We start from the raw sequence: 22,625 nt of genomic DNA, 5'->3' as shown, positions 1-22,625 counted from the left end.
GGCAACTTCGCACAGCGGTACCACGCTGGGTTAGCATTGAGCGCACAGCTACAATACGCTTTGCCCCACCCACTAGGGGCAAAGCCTTTTTTTACCGGAGGTAAGCGGCAACCATGCGAGCTTCTCGTTTTCCGCTTTTTACTAGCAAAGAAATACCGACAGACGCCGAAATCGTCAGCCATCAGTTAATGCTGCGCGCCGGCATGATTCAAAACTGGCCTCCGGCCTCTACACCTGGCTCCCGCTCGGGCTGCGAGTTTTGCGCAAGGTGGAGAGCATCGTCCGCGAAGAAATGAATAAAGTCGGCGCTCTCGAAGTCTTCATGCCCGCGGTGCAACCGGCCGAGCTGTGGGAGGAATCGGGGCGCTGGGAACAGTACGGCAAATTGCTGCTAAAGATAAAAGACCGGCACGAGCGGGAGTTCTGCTTCGGCCCGACACACGAAGAAGTCATCACCGATCTGGTGCGGCGGCAAATCAAGAGCTACAAACAGCTCCCCATTTGCTATTACCAAATCCAGACCAAGTTTCGCGACGAGATCCGGCCGCGCTTCGGCGTTATGCGCGCGCGCGAGTTTCTGATGAAAGATGCCTACTCATTCCATCTCGATCAGGGCTCGCTCGCCGAAACCTACGAGACGATGTACGCTGCCTACACCCGCATCTTCACCCGAACCGGCCTTAAGTTCCGCCCGGTTCAGGCGGATACCGGCAATATCGGCGGCAGCGTATCGCACGAGTTTCACGTGCTTGCCGACTCCGGCGAAGATGCCATCGCAATCTCCGACACAAGCGACTACGCAGCCAACGTCGAACTAGCCGAAGCCATCGCCCCGCCCGGCGACCGGCCCGCAGCCGGCAAACCGCTGGCAACGGTGGAGACGCCGAATCAACACACAATCGAAGAAGTCAGCGCATTGCTAGGCGTCGCGCCGGAGCAGTGCCTAAAAACGCTGATTGTGGAAGGCGCGGAAGGCGGACTGGTTGCACTCGTGCTGCGCGGCGACCACCAGCTAAACGACATTAAGGCGGAGAAACACCCCGCCGTTGCAACGCCCTTGCGCTTCGCCAGTGCCGAACGTATCGAGCAAGAGCTAGGCTGCAAACCTGGCTCGATCGGCCCGGTCGGCTTGCCGATTCCGGTGCTTGCCGATTTAGCGGCGCTTTATACGGCCGACTTCATTTGCGGCGCAAATCAAGATGGCAAACACTTGCAAGGCGTGAATTGGGGACGCGACCTCCCCGAACCTCAGCGCGCAGACCTGCGCGAGGTGGTCGCCGGCGACCCGAGCCCGGACGGCAAGGGACGGCTACACATTACCCGCGGCATCGAGGTCGGCCACATTTTTCAGCTCGGCCAAAAGTATACCAAAGCCATGGATGCCACCGTTCTAGGCGAGAACGGCCAGCCGCAAGTACTGACGATGGGCTGCTACGGGATTGGAGTCTCGCGCATTGTCGCCGCCGCCATCGAGCAGAACCACGACGAGCACGGCATCGTCTGGCCGGAACCGATTGCGCCTTTCCAAATTGCGTTGGTATCGCTCAACATGAACAAATCGACCGCCGTTGCGGAAGCCTCCGAGGCGCTATACCGACAACTCACCGACGCCGGCTACGACGTCTTGTGGGACGATCGCGACGCCCGCCCTGGGGTCAAGTTCGCCGATATAGAGCTTATCGGCATTCCTCACCGGGTTGTGGTTGGCGACCGCGGCCTGAAAAACGGCACCGTCGAATACCGCAGCCGCCGCGATAGCGCGAACCAGGAGGTCAACCTGGATCAGCTGATCGAATACCTGCGCACCCGTCAAAGCGTATGAAGCGTCCGTTTGGCCTACTCGCCGGTATTTTGCTGACACTCGGCCTGAGCTTTAGCGCTCAGGCCGAGGAGTCCTCTGCCGTCGACCCGGCACTCCGGCAAGCGTTGATCGAAGCGGTGGAAAGCGGCGATAGCTTCGAGAACCGCTATGTCGCCGAAGTATGGCTGATGGATATGTCGCATCGTTTGCGCTCGCGCATCGCCGACCCGCAACAGCGCATCAAGCTGCTGCGCCAGGTCCACTTCGAAGCCAACCGGGTCGACCTACCGCCGGAGCTCGTTCTCGCCGTCATTGAAGTCGAAAGCGCCTTTAATCGTTTTGCCATCTCGGTCGTGGGCGCTCGCGGATTGATGCAGATCATGCCATTTTGGCTCGACGAAATCGGCCACCCCGACGACAATCTGTTCGACGTCAGTACGAATTTACGCATGGGAACGACCATTCTTCGTCACTACCTGGACATCGAGAACGGCGACCTAACCCGCGCCCTCGCCCGCTACAATGGTAGCTTGGGGCAAACGTGGTACCCAGAGCGGGTCTTCGACGCCATGGAGCGACGCTGGTACAGCCAGTAGCGCCGGATTAACACACGACGCCGTAACCATGCGATCTGCCCAACGCCCCACACTACCGGCAACATTCACGCTTTCTCACAAGGACAAGACATGAGCGATACGTCATCTTCGGAACGGGTACTGATTGCCGGCTGCGGCGATCTCGGCACCACACTCGGGCTACAGCTTAGCGCAGCCGGACATCGCGTTTGGGGGCTGCGGCGCCAGGCCGACAAGATTCCAGCACCCATCGCAGGCATAGCCGCCGACCTAACCCGCTCGGAAACGCTCGCGGAACTGCCCGAGCAGCTCGATCTGGCGTATTACATTGCAACTCCCGGCCGTTCGAAGACGAGGCATACCGCCGCGCCTACGTCGACGGCCTAAGCAACCTCCTCGCGGCACTCACCGACCGATCGAACCTGCGCAGGTTGGTTTTCGTCTCCAGCACCACCGTGTACGGACAAATCGATGGCAGCTGGGTAGACGAACGCTCCCCCACCGAACCCCAAGGATTCTCGGGGCGGCGCATGCTAGAAGCGGAGCAGATTGCGCTTAACAGTGCCGTTCCCACCAGCGTGGTACGCTTTGGCGGCATTTACGGGCCCGGCCGCAACCGCATGCTGCGGAAAGTAAAAGCGGGCGAGCCATGCGTCGCCGAGCCTCCGCAATACACCAACCGCATTCACAGGGACGACTGTGTCGGCGTGCTGGCCCATCTTGGCAAACCGGAAACGCCGCCGGGTATCTATCTCGGCGTGGACGACGCACCCTGCACCCAATGCGAACTGATGGACTGGCTAGCACAGCAGCTCGGACAACCGCTACCCGAGCGGACCAGCGGACCGACCGGCGGCATCCGCGGCAGCAACAAGCAATGCCGTAACGACAAGCTCAAGGCCAGCGGCTATCGCTTTACGTATCCGAGCTTCCGCGAGGGTTACCGGAGCATTCTTACCGCTACCAAACCGTAAACGACAAGCGGGCGAAGGAAGAGGGGAGCGTTAGTTAAGCGGAGAGCTCGTTAATCAACAGCTCGATTAACGCAGGAGAAGCGCCAAGATAAGGCCGCAGGTCGATAGCGACTGCCGGGTGACGACTACGACATCGGTCGACGATGGCCGGGATATCTTCCGCGACATGACGGCCCGCCGCTAAAAAATACGGGTACAAGACTACCTGCGTAGCCCCTGCCGCTACCGCCTCGTCGACAGCCTGATCGATTGTCGGCGAAGTCAGTTCGAGAAAAGCCGCGTCGACGCGGCTAAAGCTTAGATCGAGGCGGGAAGCCAGCATCCTCGCCAGCTCCCGCACCTCATCGTTCGATGCCTCGCGGCGGCTACCGTGAGCCAGTATAAGCAAGGCGCGCATCAGCATTTCTCCACGTTCAACACAAAGAAGCCGACCCGCCCTCGCTTAGCCTAGCGAAGCCGCTTAACGTGCAGGTCGCCTTCTTGGCTTGCGTAGTAAGCGGATATATCGCGCATATCCTGCTCAGACAAATCCGCTGCGATTCCGTTCATGACGGGGTCGCGACGGTTGCCGGATTTGTAATCGCGCAAGGCCTGCACCATGTAATCCGCATACTGACCAGCTAAGCGGGGAAATTGCGGATTCGGGGAATTACCGTCTTCACCGTGACAGGCAATACACGCTGCCGCCTTCTCGCGACCGGCTACCGGATCCCCTACGCGCGACGCCGTCGCTTGGAACGACGCCGCCAACAGGCCAACCGCAGCCGCCATGACAAAAATACGTTTCATTATCCTCAGCCTCGTTATCTATGCCGGTGCCCGCTTACTCGGATTGCGCAAAGAAAGCAGCAATATCCCGCATTTCCTCTTCGGACATATTAGCCGTGAGCGCCCGCATCGTGGGATGCTGGCGATCTCCGCGCTGGTAGGCCTGCAGGGCGGACACCAGATACTCGGCATGCTGACCGCCGAGCTTTGGCACCTGGTAGGCAGGATAGGCATTACGGTAGCCGGGTACCCCGTGGCACCCCATGCACGTCTCGGCCTTCTCCCGCCCGGCTACCGGATCACCACCGGCGGCCTGCAGAGAACCCGAGCCAAGCAGCAAAAACATGCCCCCCAGGGCAAACAAGCTCTTCGCTCTCATCAGGTTTCCCCTTGATTATTGCCTTTTCGCATCTTTGGTCAGCCACCGGCGCGCTTCTCGATTAACGATAAACGCATCGATAGGATCGCCGGCGCAGGTTTAGCGACGCCGCTTCAGAAACAACATGACGCAGGCGAAAACCGCCCCCAAAGCCGACCAAAAATTGGGCCATATGTTTTCATGTATCGAAGTGGGCGTAAAGATGCAGAACCGCAGAGCATGATCTAGATCCCGCTCCGGGCACCTATTTCGCCGCCTTATGCGGTCTTGAATCCGTCCAAGTCGGGCGGCGCTGCCGCCGCTTCCGCTTCAACCTTCGTCACGACCGCTAAAGACGGCCCTTTATGTAACCACCTTTCAAGATCGGCCAGTTTATCAGCCTCGCCGCAGGCAAGCACCTCCACCCGACCGTCGTCCAGATTCCGCGCAAAGCCGGTAAGCCCGAGTTGCAACGCCTTGGCACGTGTACCGGCTCGATAGGAAACGCCTTGCACCCTACCTGCTATAAAAAAACGCCGACAACGACTCATGTACGCTCACGCTCCCCGTCAGAAAAACCTCCGCCACCGGCACGGCAAGACTCTCTTCTAGACTACGATCCACAGGCTTAAGCAAGGCCGCCAAACGTTGATCGGCATCGCTATCGACTCGACATTGCTGCGCCTCGGGCAAGACCACAGGATAACTGCGGTAGACATCGAGCAAGGTAAAGCTGTTCGGGTCGCGGGCAAAAACCCAATTGCCTTGCGCCGTACGCTGGACGATACGCGCGCTTTCCAAATGCTGCAGCACGCGCTGTAGCGCCGTCTCGCCCGCATCCGGCTCCCGCGCCACCAATTGCTTAAGACTGACCGTGCGCCCCTCCCGTTGGGCCTGCCACAGATGGCCCAGCAAGTGCACGGTCAGCGTAAACTCCATCGCCGGATCTCCCAACGCGCCGGGTCGGTTATTGCGATAGCCGCTCAATGCTTGGGTAAACTCAGCTCCCGTCAGCAGAATAATCCACGACACATAGACCCAGACTAAGAAAAGCGGCAACGTCGCTAAAGCGCCGTAGATAACCTCAAACGTCGGAAAGGCGGCAACGTACCACGCGAACCCGCCTTTGGCGATCTCGAACATGAACGAGGCCAGCAGCGCGCCAATAACGGCATGGCTCAACGGTACGCGCCGGTTCGGCACCGCCGAATAAAGGAAGGTGAAGATTGCCGCCTGAGCAAGGAAGGGGGTGACGGATGCCAACAACTGCCGCGGACCGCGAGCCAGCTCGGCGGATAAAGTCCCAACATACGTAGAGGCAAGAACGGCCACGCCGATCAACAACGGACTCAGCGTCAGAACCGTCCAATACACCATAAAACCGTACAGCGGACGCCGACGGTTACGCACCGACCAGATATCGTTCAGCGCTTTGTCGATGGCCGACATCAGCAATAGCGCCGAGACGAGCAAACCGGCAATACCGGCCACTGTCAAGCCGGCCGCCTGACTAATAAAGTGCTCGATATAGTCGGAGACCACCTCCCCGGTAGCCGGCACTAAATTGGTGAAGATAACCGTCCGTACTTGGTCGACCAGCGGCTCAAAAACCGGAAAGGCCGCCAACACCGAAAATCCTACCGCCAGCAACGGTACGATAGATAATAAGGTGGTATAAGCAAGCGTGGCGGCATTCTGCAAGCAGTTATCGTGAACCACTCGTCGCGACAAATAAATCGCAAAGTTACGCCACTCGCATAACCAATAATACCATTGTTGCCGGTCCGTCAGTCTCGCGAGGGTGGCGCCGACGTTGCGAACACCGAAAATCACGGTTTTTCCAACACGCCTAACGAGGCCTCGCGAGCCAACATGGCACTGCGCTTAGCCGCCATAGCGGCCGAGCGCGCTTCGCGGTAACGCCCCTCGGACAAAGCCCGCGAAGCCGCTTCGATCAGCAGCTCGGCTTCTTCCAAGGCCTGTGGATTCGCCAATTCGTCCCCCACGGCTCTTGCAGCATTAATGGCTTGACGCGCGTCGCTCATCTCCTGCACCGGCGGCGATGTAGTTGCGCAGGCTGCCAAAAAAACAATCCGAATACAAACGCCAACAACCCGGCTCCGCCTCGTTTTACACGGCGCAGTCCGCTGCTGGGGGCATCGGTTACTTTGTGGTGTTCAAAGCTCACGCGTGGTAAATCCGCCAACACTCTGGATGTGGATAGGGTCGAGGATACAATGTTTGCCGGTAAATCCATAATCGGACACCTTATTGACCGCGGCCCCACTCATTGAAACGATAGCGCACCTTAAGGGAGATAGTTTTATGTCGATCATTATTTACCACAATCCTCGCTGTTCGAAGTCCCGCCAGACGCTGCAACTGCTCACGGAACGCGGCATCGAGCCGCAAGTCGTCGACTACCTGAAAACGCCGCCGACCGTCGCGGAACTGAGCAAAATCGTGGATGCTCTCGGAGTGGAGCCGCGAGAGGTTATGCGGCACAAAGAGGCAGAATACAAGGAACAAGCACTCGATAATCCGGAGCTCTCGCGCGAGGCTTTACTGGAAGCCATCAACCGCACACCGCGGCTGTTGGAACGCCCCATCGTCGTCAACGGCGAGCGCGTCGCTATCGGCCGGCCGCCGGAAAACGTTCTCGACATTCTTTAGGGACACCCCGAGCAATTCTCTTGGCCTGCGGGATAAGCGAGTTGCGCGGCCTTCCTACGTACCGTTATTTTTCTACGAGGGTAGACGATCGCCATGACCGAAATTCTCGTGCTGTATTACAGCCGCTTCGGCGCCACCGCCAAGATGGCGGAATTGATCGCCCGCGGCGTGGAAGAAGTTCCCGCCGTTACCGCGCGCTTACGCACCGTACCGCCCGTGTCGTCCAACACCGAAGCAACGGCGCCGCCTGTCCCCGAATCGGGCCCCCCTATGCCGAACTCGAAGACCTGGAAGCCTGCGACGGAGTCATCATTGGCAGCCCGACCCGGTTCGGCAACATGGCCGCTCCGCTGCGCTACTTTCTAGACGGCACCACGCCGTTGTGGCTTAACGGCGCACTGGCCGGCAAACCCGGCGCAGCGTTCACCTCCACGGGTTCCCTTCATGGGGGCCAGGAAACGACCCTAGTGACGATGCTGCTCCCTCTCATGCATCATGGCATGCTGTTGGTCGGCCTGCCCTATACCGAGCCGACTCTCAGCACCACCCTAAGCGGCGGCACGCCCTACGGAGCCAGCCATTTCGCGGGCCCCGAAGGCAACCGCCCGCTAACCGACGAGGAGAAAACGCTGTGCCGCGCGTTAGGACGCCGTGTCGCCACAACGGCACTGCGCTTAGCCAAAAGCACGGCAGAAGGCTAATACTCATGAACAACCCGCGCACCGTCCACCTGCTTGCCGTCACCTGCTACCTCAGCCTTTTTGCCTTGCTGATGGCTTGGCTTATCTGGCTTGCACCGCCGGCCCCCGAGTATCGATCGATCGCGTTAATCTTCTTGGTCGGTCCGCTGTTGCTGCCGTTGCGGGGCATACTCCACGCGCGGCGCTACACGTTTAGCTGGAGCGGGATGCTGATCTTGATTTATTTCGTGCACGGCATCGCCAGCATGGCGGCCGCCGGGCCGGCGCGTTGGCTTGGCGCCATCGAGATCGTGCTCAGCCTTAGCTACTTCATACTGGCAATCCGTTACTTACGAATAACCGGCAGCAAAGCCGCTAACAAAACGCACTCAAGATAGCTGTAGCACTTGCCGGATGAAGGGTATGGTCAAACGACGCTGGGCCGCTAGGGAAGCCTGATCGAGACGATCCAAGGTGTCGAACAGATACGCCATATCCCGCGGGAACCGCGCGAGCAGATACTGCGCGGTCTCCCGTGGCAGCTCCAGGCCGCGTTGATGGGCGCGGAAACATAAGCCGGCGAGTTTTTCCTCGTCGTCCAAATCCTGCAACCGCAAAACGAGCCCCCACTGCAAGCGGGACACTAGGTCCGGTAACGAGAAGCCCAAATCGCCCGGTTTGTCCTGCGCTGCGAACAGAAGCCGGCCGCCGGCATCCCGCACGCTATTGAATAAATGAAACAGCGCGACTTGCCAGTCCTGATGCTGCCGCAGCAGATGTACGTCGTCGACCGCGACCAAACTCATCGTTTCCAGGCCTTCCAGCACTTGGAGCGACCAGGTCAACGCATCCGCCAAGGGAAGGTACACTGCCAAAGCGCCCTCGCCCGCAGCCGCCCGACAAGCCGCTTGCAGCAAGTGCGTCTTACCCAACCCCTTATCGCCGTATAGGAAAAGATTAGACTCGCCGGTACCCAACGCGCAGGCGCGTACAGCCGCCAAAGCTTCCGCGTTCGGTCCGGGGTAATAGCTCGTAAAGCTCGCACTATCGTCGAGTCCAAGATCGAGCGCCAGCTGTGGAGAGAGTTTTGGAGGCAACATCGTCGACTTTGTGAACTTAGTCGGAGCGATTGGACCGCGCTTGAGCCACGCTGTCAATGGGGGTAGGCACGAAATTGCGGATGTTGTCAGCAGCCACCACTCAGTGTTTCCCTAATGATATAGCTAAATGATGTTTTACCGGACGTGCTTTGGCTGGTAGATTGCTTCGCCGCGAAATGCCGCCTGAAGCCATATCGGTTATACGTACTAAGAATCGGTTCGTGCTAAGACGGTACGCAGCAACCTCACGCACGCCAAAGGCTGTACAAGCGCTTATGGAGGCACAGTGATCCAGCGTCGACTAATCTCGGCCGGTTTGGCCGGCTGCCTGTTCGCCGCAACCGCGCAAGCGGATATTCTCGTTCTGAAGAACGGCGATCGGTATAGTGGTGAAGTCGTATCGATGGAAGACGGCAACCTCCGCTTTACATCCGATTACGGGCACACATTTACCGTGCCTTGGAGCGATGTATCGGCGATCACCACCGATGACAAGGTCCACCTGGTACTGGAAGACGAAAGCTGGGTAAAAGGGCGCCTTGCGGAGAGCAATGACGGGCGCGCCGAGCTGCACGACAACGGCGCTCTGGAACCGGTGGGCTTCCCGCTCGCCGCCGTGACGGCCATCAATCCGCCGGAAGGCCCTCATGTCCCGCCCGTGCGGACCGAAGGACGAATTAACTTCGGGGCCCGGAAAACGAGCGGCAACACGGAAACGGAATCGTTTAGCGGCGATATCGAGTTCGTTGCCCGTACGATCAACAATCGTTACACGCTTGGCGCGGAAGCCAATTATGGCAAAGACGACGGGGTTCGTAACAAAAACGACGTCACCGGCTTCGCCAGGTACGACCATTTCGTCGACGACAGGTGGTACTTGAACAGCAACGTACGCGCCACCCGAGACGAGTTCCGCAATCTCTCGCTACGCACCAACTTCGGTGTCGGTCTCGGTTATCAATTCTTGGAAACCGCGCGCCAGCGCTTATCGTTCGAAAGCGGTGTCAACTACGTCCACGAAACCTTCCGCGACGACACAAGCGACAGCCGTCCGGCTGGCCGACTAGCGGCGGACTACGAACATCGATTCGGCATGGACGACTTGAGCCTGTTCCATCGCAATGAGGTGCTGCTCGGCCTAGACGATATCCAAGACTTGATGATACGTAGCCGTACTGGCCTACGCTTTCCGCTAATCGACCGACTTACGGGGACAGTACAGGTAAACCACGATTACGATCGCTCGCCGGCAGCCGGTAACCAACGGACCGACGTCACCTATCTTCTCACCTTGGGCTACGGCTGGTAGACGAACGACACCGTCGCTCAGAAGCGATTGGGGGGCTCGGACAGTGCCTTGTATGCGCGCCGCCCCCAATGCGATACGTAACCGACTCCGCTAACCAGCAACGTCGCCAATATCGTCCAAAGCAACCCCTGCACGACCAACGCCGGCACCGGCAAGGCCGTTTGTTGAGCCAACACGGCGATTATCAGAACGATCAGCAGCGTGGTATTTACCTTACTGACGAAAGTCGGCTCTGGCGTGTAAGGCCCGACGAAAAACCGGTAGGCCAAGGCCCCTGCACCGATCACAAGATCCCGCGCCAACGCCAACAACAACAACCACCACGGCAACAGGCCCTGCAAGGTCAATGTAATAACCACGGCTAACATCAAAACCTTGTCGGCTAAGGCGTCGAGCACCCCCCGACTACGCTGCGCCAGTTATAACGCTTAGCCAAGAAGCCATCGACACCATCCGACAAGCCCGCAACGACGAACAACACCAGGGCGCTGGCATACGCCTCCGCCAGGATCAACAGCGTGACCGGCAGCGTCGCCAGCAAGCGCAGCAGGCTAATAAGATTCGGGAGTTGACGTAAAATCACCGGATTAAACGGAAGCCGTAGCTTTCCCGCCGCTCGCGCTGCTCTTCGTCATCCAGCAAATCTGCCAACTCTGCGGGTGTGCGCTCCAATACGTCGTCCAGCGGGCTCGGATCTGGCTCGTGCACCGCCTGCAAGCGCCGGTTGCTACGCAAAGCCTGCAACAAACGATCAGGGTGCCCATCCAGCGACACGCGGAAAGTCGCCGCGTCGCCGCGCACGGCTTGCAGCTGAACGTCTTGCACGCTGCCCTGCTCACGGAGGTAATGCTCCATCGCTCGATACTCCCGCAACCCCGGTACCCCCTGAATCTCCACCAACAAGGTATCGGCAACCGACAGGCGTCGCGGTACGGCCGTATACTCCGGAACCAAACGTTGGGCTAACGTCTCCACCGCGGCCTGCAAGCTTTGATCGAGGTCGCGGCCGTCGCTATGCCAGGCTGCACCGGAGGAACGATTCAAGATCTGCCAGCGCCCCACCCAATGCCCGCGTTGCTGATGCACGCGCCCGACCACGACAATCGGATTACCATAGCGGGTCGAAGCTTGGCGAATGTTATCGGTAAACCCGCCCCACACATCGGAGAACCCGACTTCGGCCAAGTCTTCCAAATCCAGCAACGGAAACAGTAGCGAAACCCCCAGCTCCCGAGCGGCTCCTGCCAAAGGCAGGCGTACGGCACCATGCTCATGAGCGCCCACCAGCATCCGGTCGCTACCGCCGTCGACAGCCAACCAAATCAGCACCGGCGGCCGATCGTTGCGCCAAACGGGAATCTCGTAGCGCTCCAGCGCTTGGGTCACCGTTGCCGAGTCGAAGTGCACGTTAAGCTGCAAGCCTGCGTCCGTCGTGTCATACCGGAACCGCTGCACATAGCGACTGGAACGTTCCAAAATCTCGGCAACCGATTCTTCCTCGACAATACCGCGCTGCCCGCTCAGCCTGACTAATAACAGCTTAAAGGCTTCGCGAACGGCTTCCTCGCGCTCGCCGCTACTCTGGTTGGCGACAGGCACCCGGACTTGAAAGCCCTCGTCGCGCGGCGCGGCGCCGACGGCAGCACTACTGACACATAGGATGAGGCCAAAAAGGAATGCCAACGGCTTATGCATGGTGTCTCGAACCACTGATCGGGCGTCTTGCGGGCTATCGCGAACGGCTCGGCCACCGGACAGCCTGCGAAGACAACATTTGTTTGCGGATAAGGGATTAAAATACCATGTTGCGACACTGAATCTACAGTAAGTAATTCATAATTGTTAATCCCAAGAAAAATCCGCAACGCCTAGGCCTGTTCGCAGCCTTGCAAACGCTACGGGCGGACCCTTTGCAAGCGAAGCCTTAGTTTAGGAAACAGGGCGCGAAGCCAGTATACTAGGGCGCGTTCAACCGACCTTCATGAGGAAACCGCAGTGACCGACAAGCCCTCCACCAACGCCGGCCTAACCTACCGCGATGCCGGTGTTGATATCGACGCCGGTGCATCGCTGGTCGAACGCATCAAAGACGATGTTCGCCGCACGCAACGGCCAGAGGTATTGGGCGGCCTAGGCGGCTTCGGCGGGCTATTCGAGCTGCCGCTGGGACGCTACCGGCGGCCGGTCCTCGTCTCCGGCACGGACGGTGTCGGCACTAAGTTGAAGCTTGCGATCGAAACCGGCTGCCATGACGGTATCGGGATCGATCTTGTCGCCATGTGCGTCAACGATGTTCTGGTCCAGGGCGCCGAGCCCTTGTTCTTTCTCGATTACTATGCCACCGGTCATTTGGACGTCGACGTTGCGGCTTCGGTAATCAAAGGCATCGCCGAGGGTTGCCACCAGGCCGGCGCGGCACTCATCGGAGGCGAAACGGCGGAAATGCCGGGCATGTACAGCGATGGCCATTATGATTTGGCAGGCTTCTGTGTCGGAATCGTCGAGCGCGAAGCGCTAATAGACGGTAGCACGGTACGCGAAGGCGACGTTCTCATCGGCTTGGGCGCGAGCGGCCCGCACTCCAACGGTTATTCGCTAGTACGCAAAGTGCTGGAAGTCAGCGGTGCTAAACTCGATACCGACCTTGACGGGCGCCCCTTACACGAGCACCTTATGGCGCCGACCCGGATTTACGTCAAGCCGGTTCTAAAACTCATGCAGCAGATGCCGGTGAAAGCCCTTTGCCACATCACCGGCGGCGGCCTGCCGGAGAATCTACCGCGCGTATTGCCCGAATCGGTCGCGGCCGACATCGACGCCAGCTCCTGGCAATGGCCTAGCGTCTTCCGCTGGTTGCAGCGCGAGGGCGGCATCGACACCCAGGAGATGTACCGAACATTCAACTGCGGGGTAGGCATGGTTCTTTGCGTCGCGCCGGAGCACGTCGATACGGCGCTGGCCGTACTGAAACAAGAAGGCGAACAGGCTTGGCAGCTCGGCAAAATCATAGCCGCCGATAACGGCGCCGCCGTTCGCATAGAGGACTAAGCGTGACACAACAACGACTCCCCGTCGTCGTCCTGATTTCCGGCAACGGCAGCAACCTGCAAACCTTTATCGACGGGCAAATGGCCGGCGAGCTGCCTATCGATATCAAAGCGGTGGTGAGTAATCGCGCCGACGCTTACGGCTTAACGCGGGCAACCAGCGCGGGAATCACGGCGCAGACTTTACCGCACGGCGGTTACCCGTCGCGCGATGAGTACGATCGCGACCTGACAGCCTTGATCGAGCAACACCAACCGGAACTCGTCATTCTGGCCGGTTTCATGCGAATACTGACCCCAGCATTCGTGAGCCATTTCGCAGGACGGTTAATTAACATTCATCCTTCCCTGTTACCGGCCTTCCGTGGCCTCGATACGCATGAACGCGCGCTAGCGGCCGGTGTCAAAGAGCACGGCTGCAGCGTCCACTTCGTCACGCCCGAATTAGACGCAGGTCCGGTGATCGTTCAAGCTAAAGTTCCCGTACTGTCGGATGATACGGCGGACACCCTGGCAAAACGCGTGCAAACGCAGGAGCATCGGATCTACCCGCTAGCCGTTCGTTGGCTTGCCGAGGGGCGGGTCGAAATGCGCGCAGACGGAGTTTATAGGGATGGAAAGCGCCAGTCCTCGCCGCCGGTACTTAGTGCGGAGCGGAACGGTCAGGAAGTATAGCCGTAACCGGCAACTGCTGGGGGGGCTGCTCATCGGCCTGATCGGGCTTTTCCTTAGCGATGCGTTGGCGGCACTACCGCCGGAGTTCTCCGCGCGCTATCGAGTTAGTCTCGGCAGCATTACCGTAGGCGAAGCCCGCCTTGAGCTAGAACACCTGCCCGACGATCGCTACCGCTACCGCTCGGTAAGCCGACCGACCGGAATCACGGGGTTGTTCTATCGGCGCGAGGTCAGCGAATACAGCGAGGGGAAAGTTACCGACAGCGGTTTGCAACCCGAACGCTACTACTACGAGCGGCGCGGGCGCGGCAGCCGCAACGTCGAGCTGCGTTTCGATTGGGAAAAAGGGCGCGTTATCAATCTTGTTGCCGACGACCGTTGGCAAATGAAAATTCCGCCCGACACGATGGATCGACTGGTCAGCCAACTCCAACTCATGGACGATCTGAAAAACGGCACCAGCGAGCTGGAATATCGCATTGCCGACGGCGGGCTGCTCCGCACCTATCGACTAACGGTGGAAGGCCGGGAGACCTTACACACCCGCCTCGGAGAATTCGAAACCCTGCGGGTTACCCGGCAGCAAACCGAGGACGACAGCCGCGCCACCACCTTTTGGGCGGCGCCGGCGCTGAATTACCTTCCGGTTCGAGTCGATCACCGCGAACGCAACGACGCCTACCGAATGACGCTCGACGAAGTCAAAGGCTTCTAATAAGCGCTATCGAGAGAACCCCTCAGAGCGCCGAAAAGCCAGGTTCCGCCCGCTACTTCCAGGCAACCCGCAACGCTGCCAGCCTTACGGCCGCGGCAGCGTCACCCCACGTTGCCCCTGATATTTGCCGGCACGATCGGCGTAGGAAACCTCGCACACTTCGTCCGACTCCAGGAACAGCATCTGCGCCACGCCTTCGTTGGCGTAGATTTTCGCCGGCAACGGCGTGGTATTGGAGAATTCCAACGTGACGTGCCCTTCCCATTCGGGCTCTAGCGGCGTCACGTTAACGATGATGCCACAGCGTGCGTAGGTTGATTTGCCCAGGCAAATGGTTAACACGCTACGCGGAATCCGAAAATACTCGACGGTACGCGCCAGGGCGAACGAGTTGGGCGGGATAATGCACACGTCGGACTTAACGTCGACGAAGCTGCTCTCGTCGAAATTCTTCGGGTCGACGATGGCCGAGTTGATATTGGTGAAAATCTTAAACTCATCGGCGCAGCGGACATCGTAGCCATAGCTCGACGTGCCGTAGGAAATAATCTTGCCGCCATCCGCTTCGCGAATCTGGCCGGGTTCGTACGGCTCGATCATGCCGTACTCTTCTGCCATACGGCGAATCCACTTATCCGATTTAATTGCCATTGGAAAATCTGCCCCAAGCAGTTGTTCTCATAATCGCAACCGTTTCATAACAAACGGCGTAGGCGGCTGATTCTACAGCTTCCGCACTCACGACAAAACACACGCGCAGGATGTCGAGCGCGCGCATTGCACAACGCAGCCCCTAGGCAAACACGAGCTGAGTAACAACGAACAATACGCAGCCGACCAATGCGCCCACCAGCGTGCCGTTGATACGAATGAATTGCAGATCCCGCCCCACTTCCGATTCCAGCCGCTCGCTTACGGTACGCGCATCCCACCCCCGCACCACCTCGCTGATAAAGCGCCCGATCTGATGCCGGAAAGGCACAACGGTTTCGGCAACCAGTACTTCCAAGCGGCCATTCAAGCGCCGACGGGCATCGGCATCGTTTTGCAGCGTTTTGCCCAAACTGCGAAAACTATCCGTCAGGGACGACAGCAAATCGGAGTTAGGGTCGGCAAGCTCTCGCAGCATCATGCCACGCAGTTGATCCCAGGCGGCTTCCAACAACTGTTGCAGCTCCGGGCTGGCCAGCAACTGTGCTTTAAACTCCTCCAAGCGCAGGTGAAATTCGGGAGAAGCCTGGAGGCGGTCGATTAGCTCGCCAACGGCCTTATCGAAATCCATCCGTACCGGGTTATCGCGCTGAGCCAGTTCGCCCAGCCACTCTTCCACCCCATCGATGATGGCGCGGGCAACTTTTCGGTCGATCCGGCGCGGTACCCACCAACTGCTCTTCGCCTCGACCTTCTCATAAATTGCAGATTCGTGACGTACGAGGAGCTCCCGCGCCAGCAGCAGCGCCCGGTCGAACAATTGTTGATGCTGCCGACTTGCCACCGTCAGACTCAATAGCCGAGTAATCAGCGGCACCAAATTGACGTCGCGCAGCTGTTGGCTGAACGTCTCGCGGAAGAACGTCCGCGTTTCCCGGTCGTCAAACGAATCGACCACATAGGGGGCGATAGAGAAGACGCGTTCGGCAACCATTCGACTATTACGCGCATCGTATAACCAATCGCCTATACGAGCCGCCGCATCGGCGCTGCGTAACTTCTCGGCAATCAATTCCGGCGCTAAGAAATTACGCTCGACGAAAGCGCCTAAACCGTCTCCGATACGTGCTTGGTTGCGAGGAATAATAGCCGTGTGGGGAATCGGCAGCCCCAACGGCCGACGAAACAAAGCCGTTACCGCGAACCAATCGGCGATCCCGCCAATCAAACCGGCCTCGGCACCGGAGCGCAGCAGCAACACCCAGTAGCTGGGCGACTCTACAAAATGCGTCGCCACATATAACGCGGCGGCAATCAGTAAACATACCGTGGCAAACCGCCGGTGGCGGCGCAAACTTGCCTGCCGCTCGGCGCTACGCTCGTCCAATTCCGCGCTATCCATCCGCATCGCCGCTTACGTCTTAGCCCAAACGCAATGGAGCCGGCTCAGCGGTTTTAAGCCAACGCAAATAATCGTCCAGCACCAAACGATGATCAAACACCAGCGCCAGCTGCGAATCCTCCGGATCGGCCATAACGATGGCCTTAGCATCGTCCGCCGCCCGCGCCTCTCCCGTCGCCGAGCCGATATAAACCGCACTCACGGTATGCCCCGCGCATCGCGCTTCGGCGCCGAATAAAGCCCCAGCAAACACTCCAGGCGGACATGCAACGACGTCTCCTCCAGCGCCTCGCGCACCGCGGCCGCCTCCAAGCGCTCGCCGACATCCACGAAACCGCCGGGAATAGCCACCCCTAACGGCGGGTTATGCCGCTCAATCAAAACGACTCGCCCCGGCTCGCCGGCCAAACGAATAATCACATCGACCGCCACTTGCGGCGTTTCCGGACGCGGCATAATCCCTCCTGGTAACAGCAAGCTCAATCAAGTGCGCGCAGATCGCCGAACACCGCTTCCAAGGTGACGAAAACGCGGCGTTCGACGGCAAAGTCGTTCTCGCGCGCGAACATCAGCTCCGGCTGGAGTTCGACGAACAACCACTGCCGCCATACATTACGCCGTAAACGGGCATTGACAAAATAATGATCTACTTGATGATTCGGCTCGCTCTCGCCACGCACCCCGACCTGATAGACAACCCCGCGGTCGGCTTGCAATCTCTGCGAAACCAGCAAATCCTGCTTGTAGTAAAACTGCTGCTCGCGGTCCAACCAGGTGATTTCGCTCAACGAGCGCAGCAAGCGGCCGGTTCCGACTTCCCGCTGCCAACGCATCTCCGAACTCGTGCCCGAACCGGTTCGTTCATACCAGAACAAGGACTGCCCCAAGCGCAACTCCCAGGTTGCCAGCGGAAACGAGCGCCGAACCCGAACCCGAGTATAAGGGTCTAGCGGCCACCGAACCCGCACCCCCAGATCGACATCGAAGTTCCAAACCTCGGCAAAGTCATGCAAAAATTGCAACCCGGCGACCGCGCCCTGCTCACGCGGCCGCCCACGTCCGGTCTCTCCGCGGCCGTCATGGCGGCGACCGTCAAACAAGTCCTCCGTCTCCGACTCCAGAAAGATATTCCACCGCTGCTCGGTCCTAGGTACCGCCAGGCGAAAACGCGCAAGCGACTGAAAATCCTCATCGCCTTCGCCGACCAAAACGGTACCGCCCAGGCGCAGCAGACTGCCGGCGTCATCGGCAGGGAATTCGTCGTGGCCGAATAAAGAATCCAGCTGGCGACCGAGCACGACCACCTCGGTCGCGACCTGTCGGTGCACCTTATCGACGACCTCGGCAGTGTCCGGCCGCTCCCGATTATCCAGCCACGCAGCACCGACCACCGGCCAAATGACTAACCATACACCAACCAGGCAACCCAACGAGCAGGCTCGATACGTCTTCATTGTCCTTCGCCAGCCAACTGTGTACGACCGCCTCGCCTGCCCCTCCCTGCTTGCCAGCCTCGATTACAACCCTTACTGGAGAAGAATTACGGCCATTTTGCGCAATCAGCAACGGGAGGCGCTATGCCCCGGCAAATGCACAACCGAAAAGTGCGCGATTATCGCCGCCTGCCTCGCCAGATCGCTGTCGCCTACATCATCCTCGCTAGCCTCTGGATTTTACTCTCAGACATGCTTGCAGTCTGGCTCTCCCCAGACGCCCGAACGTTATCTTTAGTGCAGACGTATAAGGGCTGGTTCTTCGTTCTCGCAACCGGCGCACTGCTGTACTTCGTACTACGCATGTACACGGCCAAATCGTACGAGCTTATGTCGCGGCTGATCGACACCGAAACCCGCTTTCGTCAGTTTTTCGATACGGTACCGGATGTTTTATTCAGCGCCCAACTGCCGGGCTTTGAGCTCCGCTCCGCAACGCCGGCCGTCAACACCCTGCTCGGCTATACCTCCGAAGAAATCTGCAAACAGCCTAAGCGATGGCAGGAGCTGATGCTGCACCCGTCGGAAGTGCTAGCGGAGATGCACGAACAACTGGACGACAAGGGGAGCTTTACCGTCGATTATCAGACTCACCACCGAGACGGCAGCACCCGCTGGATTCGCAGCCGAGGCAAGATCAGCTCCGGTACCGGCCTCCATGACAGCGTCTTCGGCGTTATGACCGACATCAGCGAAGCCAAGCGCACTGAAGCGGCGGCCATCGAACACTGTTTGCGCGATCGCACCACCTATCTGCTATCGCTGCCCGCTTTTACTTTAGCGGTCGACGCCTTAGTCAGCGGCGCCTTCAAGCAAGGTCTCTTACTTAGCTGCGCCTGCCTTGGAATCGACGACTTTCCCGAACTACGCGATCGTTTGGGCGAGCGCCGCACCGAACGCTTGCTACACCGTCTGAGCGACAAATTATTATCGGCGTTACGCAGTAATAACATCATTGGCAGCGGTAGCAACGTATTGGTTGCACACAGCGAAGGGCGATTTCTTTTTATCATGCCGGAGCGGAGCGTATCGGCAATGACGCTTCTGGCCGAACGTCTCCTGCGAGAGCTGGATTTCGAAATCGCCAAAGACGCGGCATTGCCGATCGCCATCCGGATCGGCATCGCCAGCCACCCGCTGCCCGGCGAAGATGCCGCCAGCTTCATCGACGACGCCATCGACGCGCTCGACACCGCACGCGAAGACACCCATACCCGCATCACGCTCTACAACGTGTTAGAACGAGAGCACCTTACCGAAGAGACGGTACGCTTACGCAAACGCTAAGCACGAGCGGCAACGCGCGAAGGCATTTGTTATGATAATGCAGCTCAGTTAGCCGCCATGGGAGGACTCGAAGTTGTCGACCCAACCTAACGCCGTGCTGCCAGAGTACGTAGCAAAACGCCAAAGAATTCTCGAAGACGTTCATTCCGGTTATCAGCACATCGTTATCGCGGAAGACCCACGCTTCGGCCGCTTGCTCTATTTAGACGACGATCTGCAAATCGCCGAATCGGACGAAGTCTATAACCAGGCCATGATCGAACCATTAGTGGACACCGATAATCTCGGCGAAGTCCTTATCCTCGGCGGCGGCGACGGAGGTGTGCTGAAAGCCGCCGTTCAGCATGGCAGCGAACATGCCGTCATGGTCGACATCGACGCCCAAGTCGTCGACCTGTGCCGCACCTACTTGCCGAAAATGTGCGAAGACGCCTTCGCCGCCGACAATGGCGAGCTTGTTATCGGCGACGCCTTTGCCTATCTGGACCGCGACCAACGGTACGATGCGATCGTCTACGACCTCACCATGCAACCGGTACGCGCGGACCAGACCCGTAAGGAGTTCATTCACGAAATACTGGACAAAGTCGCCAGCCGCTTAAAACCGGAAGGCGTATTCAGCATGCAATGTTGCGGCGCCGAAGAACATACCCTCAGGCGGGAAATCCGCAACGGCCTGGAGACCTACTTCGCACAGAGCGAACAGCGCATCGTCGACGTTCCCTCTTATCTTCCGGAACGCTGGGTATTTGCCTCCGCTACGGGTCCGCGCAGCTAAATAGCCTCGCCGCTCTTGATGCAAGGCAAGGGAACCGTCCGACTTATCGGCAGTCGAAATAAAAAAGCCCCGCCATTTGCAGTACAACAACAGGGTGTTAATCTCGCTTTGCCGAGCCCCACATACGGATAAGCCCTTACCAAATGGAGCGCCGATGACGAACAGGACGAATAGCGCCCGCACCGGTGCGCGAGCGAATAAAACGCTAAGCAAGCGTTATTGGCTATTGGTAACTGCGTTAGCGCTGCTGACTAGCGCCTTCCAGGTTCAAGCGCTACCGATAGAATTTAACGCCACCTACCTGGCAAGCGCTCGCGGCATGGCGCTAGGGCGGGCGGAAATGCAGTTCGAGCGTAATCGCGACGGAGAGTATAACTACCAGTCGCACCTACGCCCGCGCGGGGTTATCGCCCTGCTCTATCGCAACGAGATCGAAGAGAAAAGCCGGGGCGTGATCGAGAACGGGCAGATTATTCCCCACCGCTACGATTACATCCGCACCGGTCGCGGCGGTCGCGAAGACCATATCGACTTTCCGGAACAACCGGGCGGCGTCAGCACCTTGCATTACAAAGGCGATAGCCGCGAGCAACAATTGCCGGAACACGTTATCGACCAAATGTCGTTACACCTAGCGATGATGAACGACATTGCAGCCGGCGAAGAGGAAATGCGCTATCTCATCGCCCAACCCCGCCGCCTACGAGTTTACGCGGTGACGGTCAAGGGCCGCGACGAGATTCGCACCCGCGAAGGCACGTTTGAAGCGATTCGGGTCGAAGTCACCGGCCAATTACGGATCGACGAAGAGGACGAAGCCGACTTCGATCTCGACGCCGCCGAGTTACCGCCCTACACCGGTGGCGACGAAACGATCTTCTGGTTTGCGCCGGACCTGAGCTATCTACCGGTACGTATCCGCCATGTCGACGAAGACGACGGTGCCGTGGAACTGGAGTTGGAACGCCTGAAATCGTTAACGCCGGATCGCCGATGAAGCGCGCAGCAGAGGGCTGACTTGATAGCCGTTGGGGAATGCCGCTAAATTAATAATATTATGCCGGACGAAAACCGAAAGGAGGTGCGTCATGGCCGAATACGAGAATCGCCCACGCGAAGCCTTTGAGGGCTTAGGTCATTTCTTAGAAGGCCTCGTGTTTCCAGCTCGGCCGGTTGACATGATCCGGCACGCCGATCAAATTCACCGGCAAAACAGACTGCACGAGGAGATCCGCGACAGGCTCAATAAACTGCCTGATCGGGAGTATCGTAGTGCAGAAGAAGTGCGCAACGACATGGAAGACAAGTAAAGGCGGCGTAGAGGCACGCAACTAGTACGCCTTCACGCATAGATTCGCCTGTTCAGTGGCCAAGGGGGCTGGCCCGCTCGTGGGGCGCTCATTGCCAGCCCCATGACCGCATTGCGGCTCCTTGCCAAGGGCGACGCGGCGAGGAAAATCAATGGGGCGCCACGGTCTGTTAATCTGAAGCAATAAAGGAAATAAAGCCAGATTATGGATTCGATCAGCCTTGGGCCTCTCCTGCTGTCGACGCCTCGCGTAATCGCCTTGCTGAGCCTACTGGTTCTATTGGCCGGTGGCGCGTGGTACAAACGACGGGTCGACGCCCGTTTTGCCGATTGGGCCTTTAATGCCGCACTAACCGGGTTAGTCTGCGCCAGGCTCGCTTATGTAGCGTTCAACTTCGAGGCGTTTCGTAGCGACCCGCTAAGCGTACTGTATCTGTGGCAAGGCGGCTTCCACCCGATGGGCGCTGCTGTGGGCGCAATCCTCTACACGCTATGGCACTTCCGTGGCCAGTGGCGGCTGCTGCGTCATGCGACGGTTCCGCTTGCCGTTGCCGGTATTGCCTGGGGCAGCCTAACGATGCTCAACCAACTCACGGCGACACCCGGCAAACCTTTACCGCCCGTTAATCTGTACGACCTCTCCGGCCAGCCGCAAGCCATCGAACAGTTTCGCGGCCAACCCGTTGTCCTCAACCTATGGGCGACGTGGTGCCCGCCCTGCCAGCGGGAAATGCCGCTACTAGAAGAAATGGCCAAAGCCAACCCGGACGTCGTCTTCCTACTGGTCAATCAGGGCGAGACCCGCGACCAAGTGCAGGGTTTTCTCGACGCCGGCGGGCTCGATATTCGCTGGGTTCTGCTCGACGAGCAATTCACGATGGGCCGACACTTCGACATCGCCGGTTACCCGGCGACGTTATTCTTTAATGCCGAAGGCGAACAAGTCGAGCGTTACTTCGGCGAAGTCTCTCGCGCCTTACTCACTCGGAACTTGAATCGAATCCGGTAACCCCGGCGCCGGATAGCGCCT

At 58.9% G+C, this 22,625-nt stretch carries 25 protein-coding genes and 4 pseudogenes; 15 read left to right on the top strand and 14 right to left on the bottom strand.

What is annotated here, in order from left to right; genetic code table 11:
* Nucleotides 1–113 precede the first annotated feature (113 nt).
* The 3 genes and pseudogenes from CAI21_RS05075 to CAI21_RS05065 all read left to right on the top strand — a co-directional run bounded on the left by CAI21_RS05075 (nucleotide 114) and on the right by CAI21_RS05065 (nucleotide 3,350).
* Nucleotides 114–1,822 (top strand): annotated as a pseudogene (locus CAI21_RS05075) (proline--tRNA ligase).
* Nucleotides 1,819–2,397 carry a lytic transglycosylase domain-containing protein gene (locus CAI21_RS05070; RefSeq protein WP_116301306.1) on the top strand — a complete coding sequence of 193 codons (579 nt, stop codon included), beginning with the start codon at nucleotides 1,819–1,821 and terminating at the stop codon, nucleotides 2,395–2,397. The pseudogene CAI21_RS05075 and the gene CAI21_RS05070 overlap by 4 nt, the downstream one beginning before the upstream one ends.
* A 90-nt stretch (nucleotides 2,398–2,487) precedes the next feature.
* A pseudogene (locus CAI21_RS05065) lies at nucleotides 2,488–3,350 on the top strand (SDR family oxidoreductase).
* A 34-nt stretch (nucleotides 3,351–3,384) separates the two neighbouring features.
* Here the strand turns inward: CAI21_RS05065 and CAI21_RS05060 are convergent.
* From CAI21_RS05060 to CAI21_RS05035, 6 genes are all read right to left on the bottom strand, one after another.
* Entirely contained in the window at nucleotides 3,385–3,747 is a 363-nt protein-coding gene (locus tag CAI21_RS05060) for a sirohydrochlorin chelatase (RefSeq protein WP_258868004.1), read from the bottom strand.
* Between the two features lie 50 nt (nucleotides 3,748–3,797).
* Nucleotides 3,798–4,139 carry a c-type cytochrome gene (locus CAI21_RS05055; RefSeq protein ID WP_116301305.1) on the bottom strand — a complete coding sequence of 114 codons (342 nt, stop codon included), beginning with the start codon at nucleotides 4,137–4,139 and terminating at the stop codon, nucleotides 3,798–3,800.
* A 34-nt stretch (nucleotides 4,140–4,173) separates the two neighbouring features.
* Nucleotides 4,174–4,497, bottom strand: coding sequence for a c-type cytochrome (locus CAI21_RS05050; RefSeq protein ID WP_116301304.1), 324 nt, complete (start codon nucleotides 4,495–4,497; stop codon nucleotides 4,174–4,176).
* Nucleotides 4,498–4,754: 257 nt separating this feature from the next.
* Nucleotides 4,755–5,027: an acylphosphatase gene (locus CAI21_RS05045; protein WP_116301303.1), complete on the bottom strand. Its 273-nt coding sequence runs from the start codon at nucleotides 5,025–5,027 to the stop codon at nucleotides 4,755–4,757.
* Nucleotides 4,993–6,309, bottom strand: a complete 1,317-nt coding sequence (locus CAI21_RS05040) for a virulence factor BrkB family protein (protein WP_116301302.1) — start codon at nucleotides 6,307–6,309, stop codon at nucleotides 4,993–4,995. The genes CAI21_RS05045 and CAI21_RS05040 overlap by 35 nt, the downstream gene beginning before the upstream one ends.
* The gene (locus CAI21_RS05035) at nucleotides 6,306–6,521 is read right to left on the bottom strand and encodes a DUF4398 domain-containing protein (protein ID WP_116301301.1); all 216 of its coding nucleotides are present in this window, start codon (nucleotides 6,519–6,521) and stop codon (nucleotides 6,306–6,308) included. Before CAI21_RS05035 ends, CAI21_RS05040 begins: the two co-directional genes overlap by 4 nt.
* A gap of 280 nt (nucleotides 6,522–6,801) precedes the next feature.
* On the opposite strand from CAI21_RS05035, the gene arsC reads away from it, so the two are divergent.
* The 3 genes and pseudogenes from arsC to CAI21_RS05020 all read left to right on the top strand — a co-directional run bounded on the left by arsC (nucleotide 6,802) and on the right by CAI21_RS05020 (nucleotide 8,227).
* Complete coding sequence (gene arsC, locus CAI21_RS05030; RefSeq protein WP_116301300.1) at nucleotides 6,802–7,149, top strand: arsenate reductase (glutaredoxin); 348 nt, start codon at nucleotides 6,802–6,804, stop codon at nucleotides 7,147–7,149.
* Between the two features lie 93 nt (nucleotides 7,150–7,242).
* A pseudogene (gene wrbA / locus CAI21_RS05025) lies at nucleotides 7,243–7,850 on the top strand (NAD(P)H:quinone oxidoreductase).
* A gap of 5 nt (nucleotides 7,851–7,855) precedes the next feature.
* Nucleotides 7,856–8,227, top strand: a complete 372-nt coding sequence (locus CAI21_RS05020; protein ID WP_116301299.1) for a DUF2069 domain-containing protein — start codon at nucleotides 7,856–7,858, stop codon at nucleotides 8,225–8,227.
* Here the strand turns inward: CAI21_RS05020 and hda are convergent.
* Nucleotides 8,219–8,929: a DnaA regulatory inactivator Hda gene (gene hda / locus CAI21_RS05015; protein ID WP_116301298.1), complete on the bottom strand. Its 711-nt coding sequence runs from the start codon at nucleotides 8,927–8,929 to the stop codon at nucleotides 8,219–8,221. The genes CAI21_RS05020 and hda overlap by 9 nt on opposite strands.
* Before the next feature lie 286 nt (nucleotides 8,930–9,215).
* Between hda and CAI21_RS05010 the strand changes: the two genes are divergently transcribed.
* Nucleotides 9,216–10,238 (top strand): DUF481 domain-containing protein, encoded by a 1,023-nt coding sequence (locus tag CAI21_RS05010; RefSeq protein WP_116301297.1) that lies wholly within the window; start codon nucleotides 9,216–9,218, stop codon nucleotides 10,236–10,238.
* A gap of 17 nt (nucleotides 10,239–10,255) precedes the next feature.
* Here the strand turns inward: CAI21_RS05010 and CAI21_RS05005 are convergent, their stop codons facing one another.
* Genes CAI21_RS05005 through CAI21_RS04995 form a run of 3 tightly spaced genes read right to left on the bottom strand, consistent with a single transcriptional unit; the run spans nucleotide 10,256 to nucleotide 11,933 of the window.
* A complete protein-coding gene (locus CAI21_RS05005) occupies nucleotides 10,256–10,636 on the bottom strand; it encodes a CDP-alcohol phosphatidyltransferase family protein (RefSeq protein ID WP_116301296.1) in 381 nt (126 codons plus the stop codon).
* On the bottom strand, nucleotides 10,621–10,821 hold the full coding sequence (locus tag CAI21_RS05000) for a CDP-alcohol phosphatidyltransferase family protein (protein WP_116301295.1): 201 nt from the start codon (nucleotides 10,819–10,821) through the stop codon (nucleotides 10,621–10,623). The genes CAI21_RS05005 and CAI21_RS05000 overlap by 16 nt, the downstream gene beginning before the upstream one ends.
* Nucleotides 10,818–11,933 (bottom strand): DUF2066 domain-containing protein, encoded by a 1,116-nt coding sequence (locus CAI21_RS04995; RefSeq protein WP_116301294.1) that lies wholly within the window; start codon nucleotides 11,931–11,933, stop codon nucleotides 10,818–10,820. Before CAI21_RS04995 ends, CAI21_RS05000 begins: the two co-directional genes overlap by 4 nt.
* A gap of 300 nt (nucleotides 11,934–12,233) precedes the next feature.
* Here CAI21_RS04995 and purM point away from each other — a divergent pair, with 300 nt between their 5' ends.
* The 3 genes from purM to CAI21_RS04980 are packed head-to-tail and all read left to right on the top strand — an operon-like array spanning nucleotide 12,234 to nucleotide 14,675.
* Nucleotides 12,234–13,286, top strand: coding sequence for a phosphoribosylformylglycinamidine cyclo-ligase (gene purM, locus CAI21_RS04990; protein ID WP_116301293.1), 1,053 nt, complete (start codon nucleotides 12,234–12,236; stop codon nucleotides 13,284–13,286).
* Nucleotides 13,287–13,288: 2 nt separating this feature from the next.
* Nucleotides 13,289–13,960 (top strand): phosphoribosylglycinamide formyltransferase, encoded by a 672-nt coding sequence (gene purN, locus CAI21_RS04985; RefSeq protein ID WP_116301292.1) that lies wholly within the window; start codon nucleotides 13,289–13,291, stop codon nucleotides 13,958–13,960.
* The gene (locus CAI21_RS04980; RefSeq protein WP_116301291.1) at nucleotides 13,899–14,675 is read left to right on the top strand and encodes a DUF3108 domain-containing protein; all 777 of its coding nucleotides are present in this window, start codon (nucleotides 13,899–13,901) and stop codon (nucleotides 14,673–14,675) included. Before purN ends, CAI21_RS04980 begins: the two co-directional genes overlap by 62 nt.
* Before the next feature lie 84 nt (nucleotides 14,676–14,759).
* On the opposite strand, the gene dcd is transcribed toward CAI21_RS04980, so the two are convergent.
* The 4 genes and pseudogenes from dcd to CAI21_RS04960 all read right to left on the bottom strand — a co-directional run bounded on the left by dcd (nucleotide 14,760) and on the right by CAI21_RS04960 (nucleotide 18,182).
* Nucleotides 14,760–15,326, bottom strand: a complete 567-nt coding sequence (gene dcd / locus CAI21_RS04975) for a dCTP deaminase (RefSeq protein WP_116301290.1) — start codon at nucleotides 15,324–15,326, stop codon at nucleotides 14,760–14,762.
* 142 nt (nucleotides 15,327–15,468) lie between these two features.
* Nucleotides 15,469–16,728 (bottom strand): DUF445 domain-containing protein, encoded by a 1,260-nt coding sequence (locus CAI21_RS04970; RefSeq protein ID WP_181919272.1) that lies wholly within the window; start codon nucleotides 16,726–16,728, stop codon nucleotides 15,469–15,471.
* Nucleotides 16,729–16,747: 19 nt separating this feature from the next.
* Nucleotides 16,748–17,184: pseudogene (locus CAI21_RS04965) on the bottom strand (NUDIX domain-containing protein).
* Nucleotides 17,185–17,207: 23 nt separating this feature from the next.
* Nucleotides 17,208–18,182, bottom strand: coding sequence for a hypothetical protein (locus CAI21_RS04960; RefSeq protein WP_116301288.1), 975 nt, complete (start codon nucleotides 18,180–18,182; stop codon nucleotides 17,208–17,210).
* Between the two features lie 123 nt (nucleotides 18,183–18,305).
* Here CAI21_RS04960 and CAI21_RS04955 point away from each other — a divergent pair, with 123 nt between their 5' ends.
* From CAI21_RS04955 to CAI21_RS04935, 5 genes are all read left to right on the top strand, one after another.
* Nucleotides 18,306–19,508, top strand: coding sequence for a PAS domain S-box protein (locus tag CAI21_RS04955; protein ID WP_116301287.1), 1,203 nt, complete (start codon nucleotides 18,306–18,308; stop codon nucleotides 19,506–19,508).
* A 73-nt stretch (nucleotides 19,509–19,581) separates the two neighbouring features.
* Nucleotides 19,582–20,286, top strand: a complete 705-nt coding sequence (locus tag CAI21_RS04950) for a spermidine synthase (protein WP_258868003.1) — start codon at nucleotides 19,582–19,584, stop codon at nucleotides 20,284–20,286.
* Between the two features lie 154 nt (nucleotides 20,287–20,440).
* Nucleotides 20,441–21,283 (top strand): DUF3108 domain-containing protein, encoded by an 843-nt coding sequence (locus CAI21_RS04945; RefSeq protein ID WP_116301286.1) that lies wholly within the window; start codon nucleotides 20,441–20,443, stop codon nucleotides 21,281–21,283.
* Nucleotides 21,284–21,374: 91 nt separating this feature from the next.
* A complete protein-coding gene (locus tag CAI21_RS04940) occupies nucleotides 21,375–21,596 on the top strand; it encodes a DUF2795 domain-containing protein (protein ID WP_116301285.1) in 222 nt (73 codons plus the stop codon).
* 204 nt (nucleotides 21,597–21,800) lie between these two features.
* Nucleotides 21,801–22,604, top strand: a complete 804-nt coding sequence (locus CAI21_RS04935) for a TlpA disulfide reductase family protein (protein WP_116301284.1) — start codon at nucleotides 21,801–21,803, stop codon at nucleotides 22,602–22,604.
* Nucleotides 22,605–22,625: the final 21 nt, after the last annotated feature.

The sequence above is a fragment of the Alkalilimnicola ehrlichii genome (assembly GCF_003399765.1).
Taxonomy (GTDB): domain Bacteria; phylum Pseudomonadota; class Gammaproteobacteria; order Nitrococcales; family AK92; genus AK92.
Note: the sequence above shows the minus strand (reverse complement) of the source record. Positions and strands in the feature narration are given on the sequence as shown.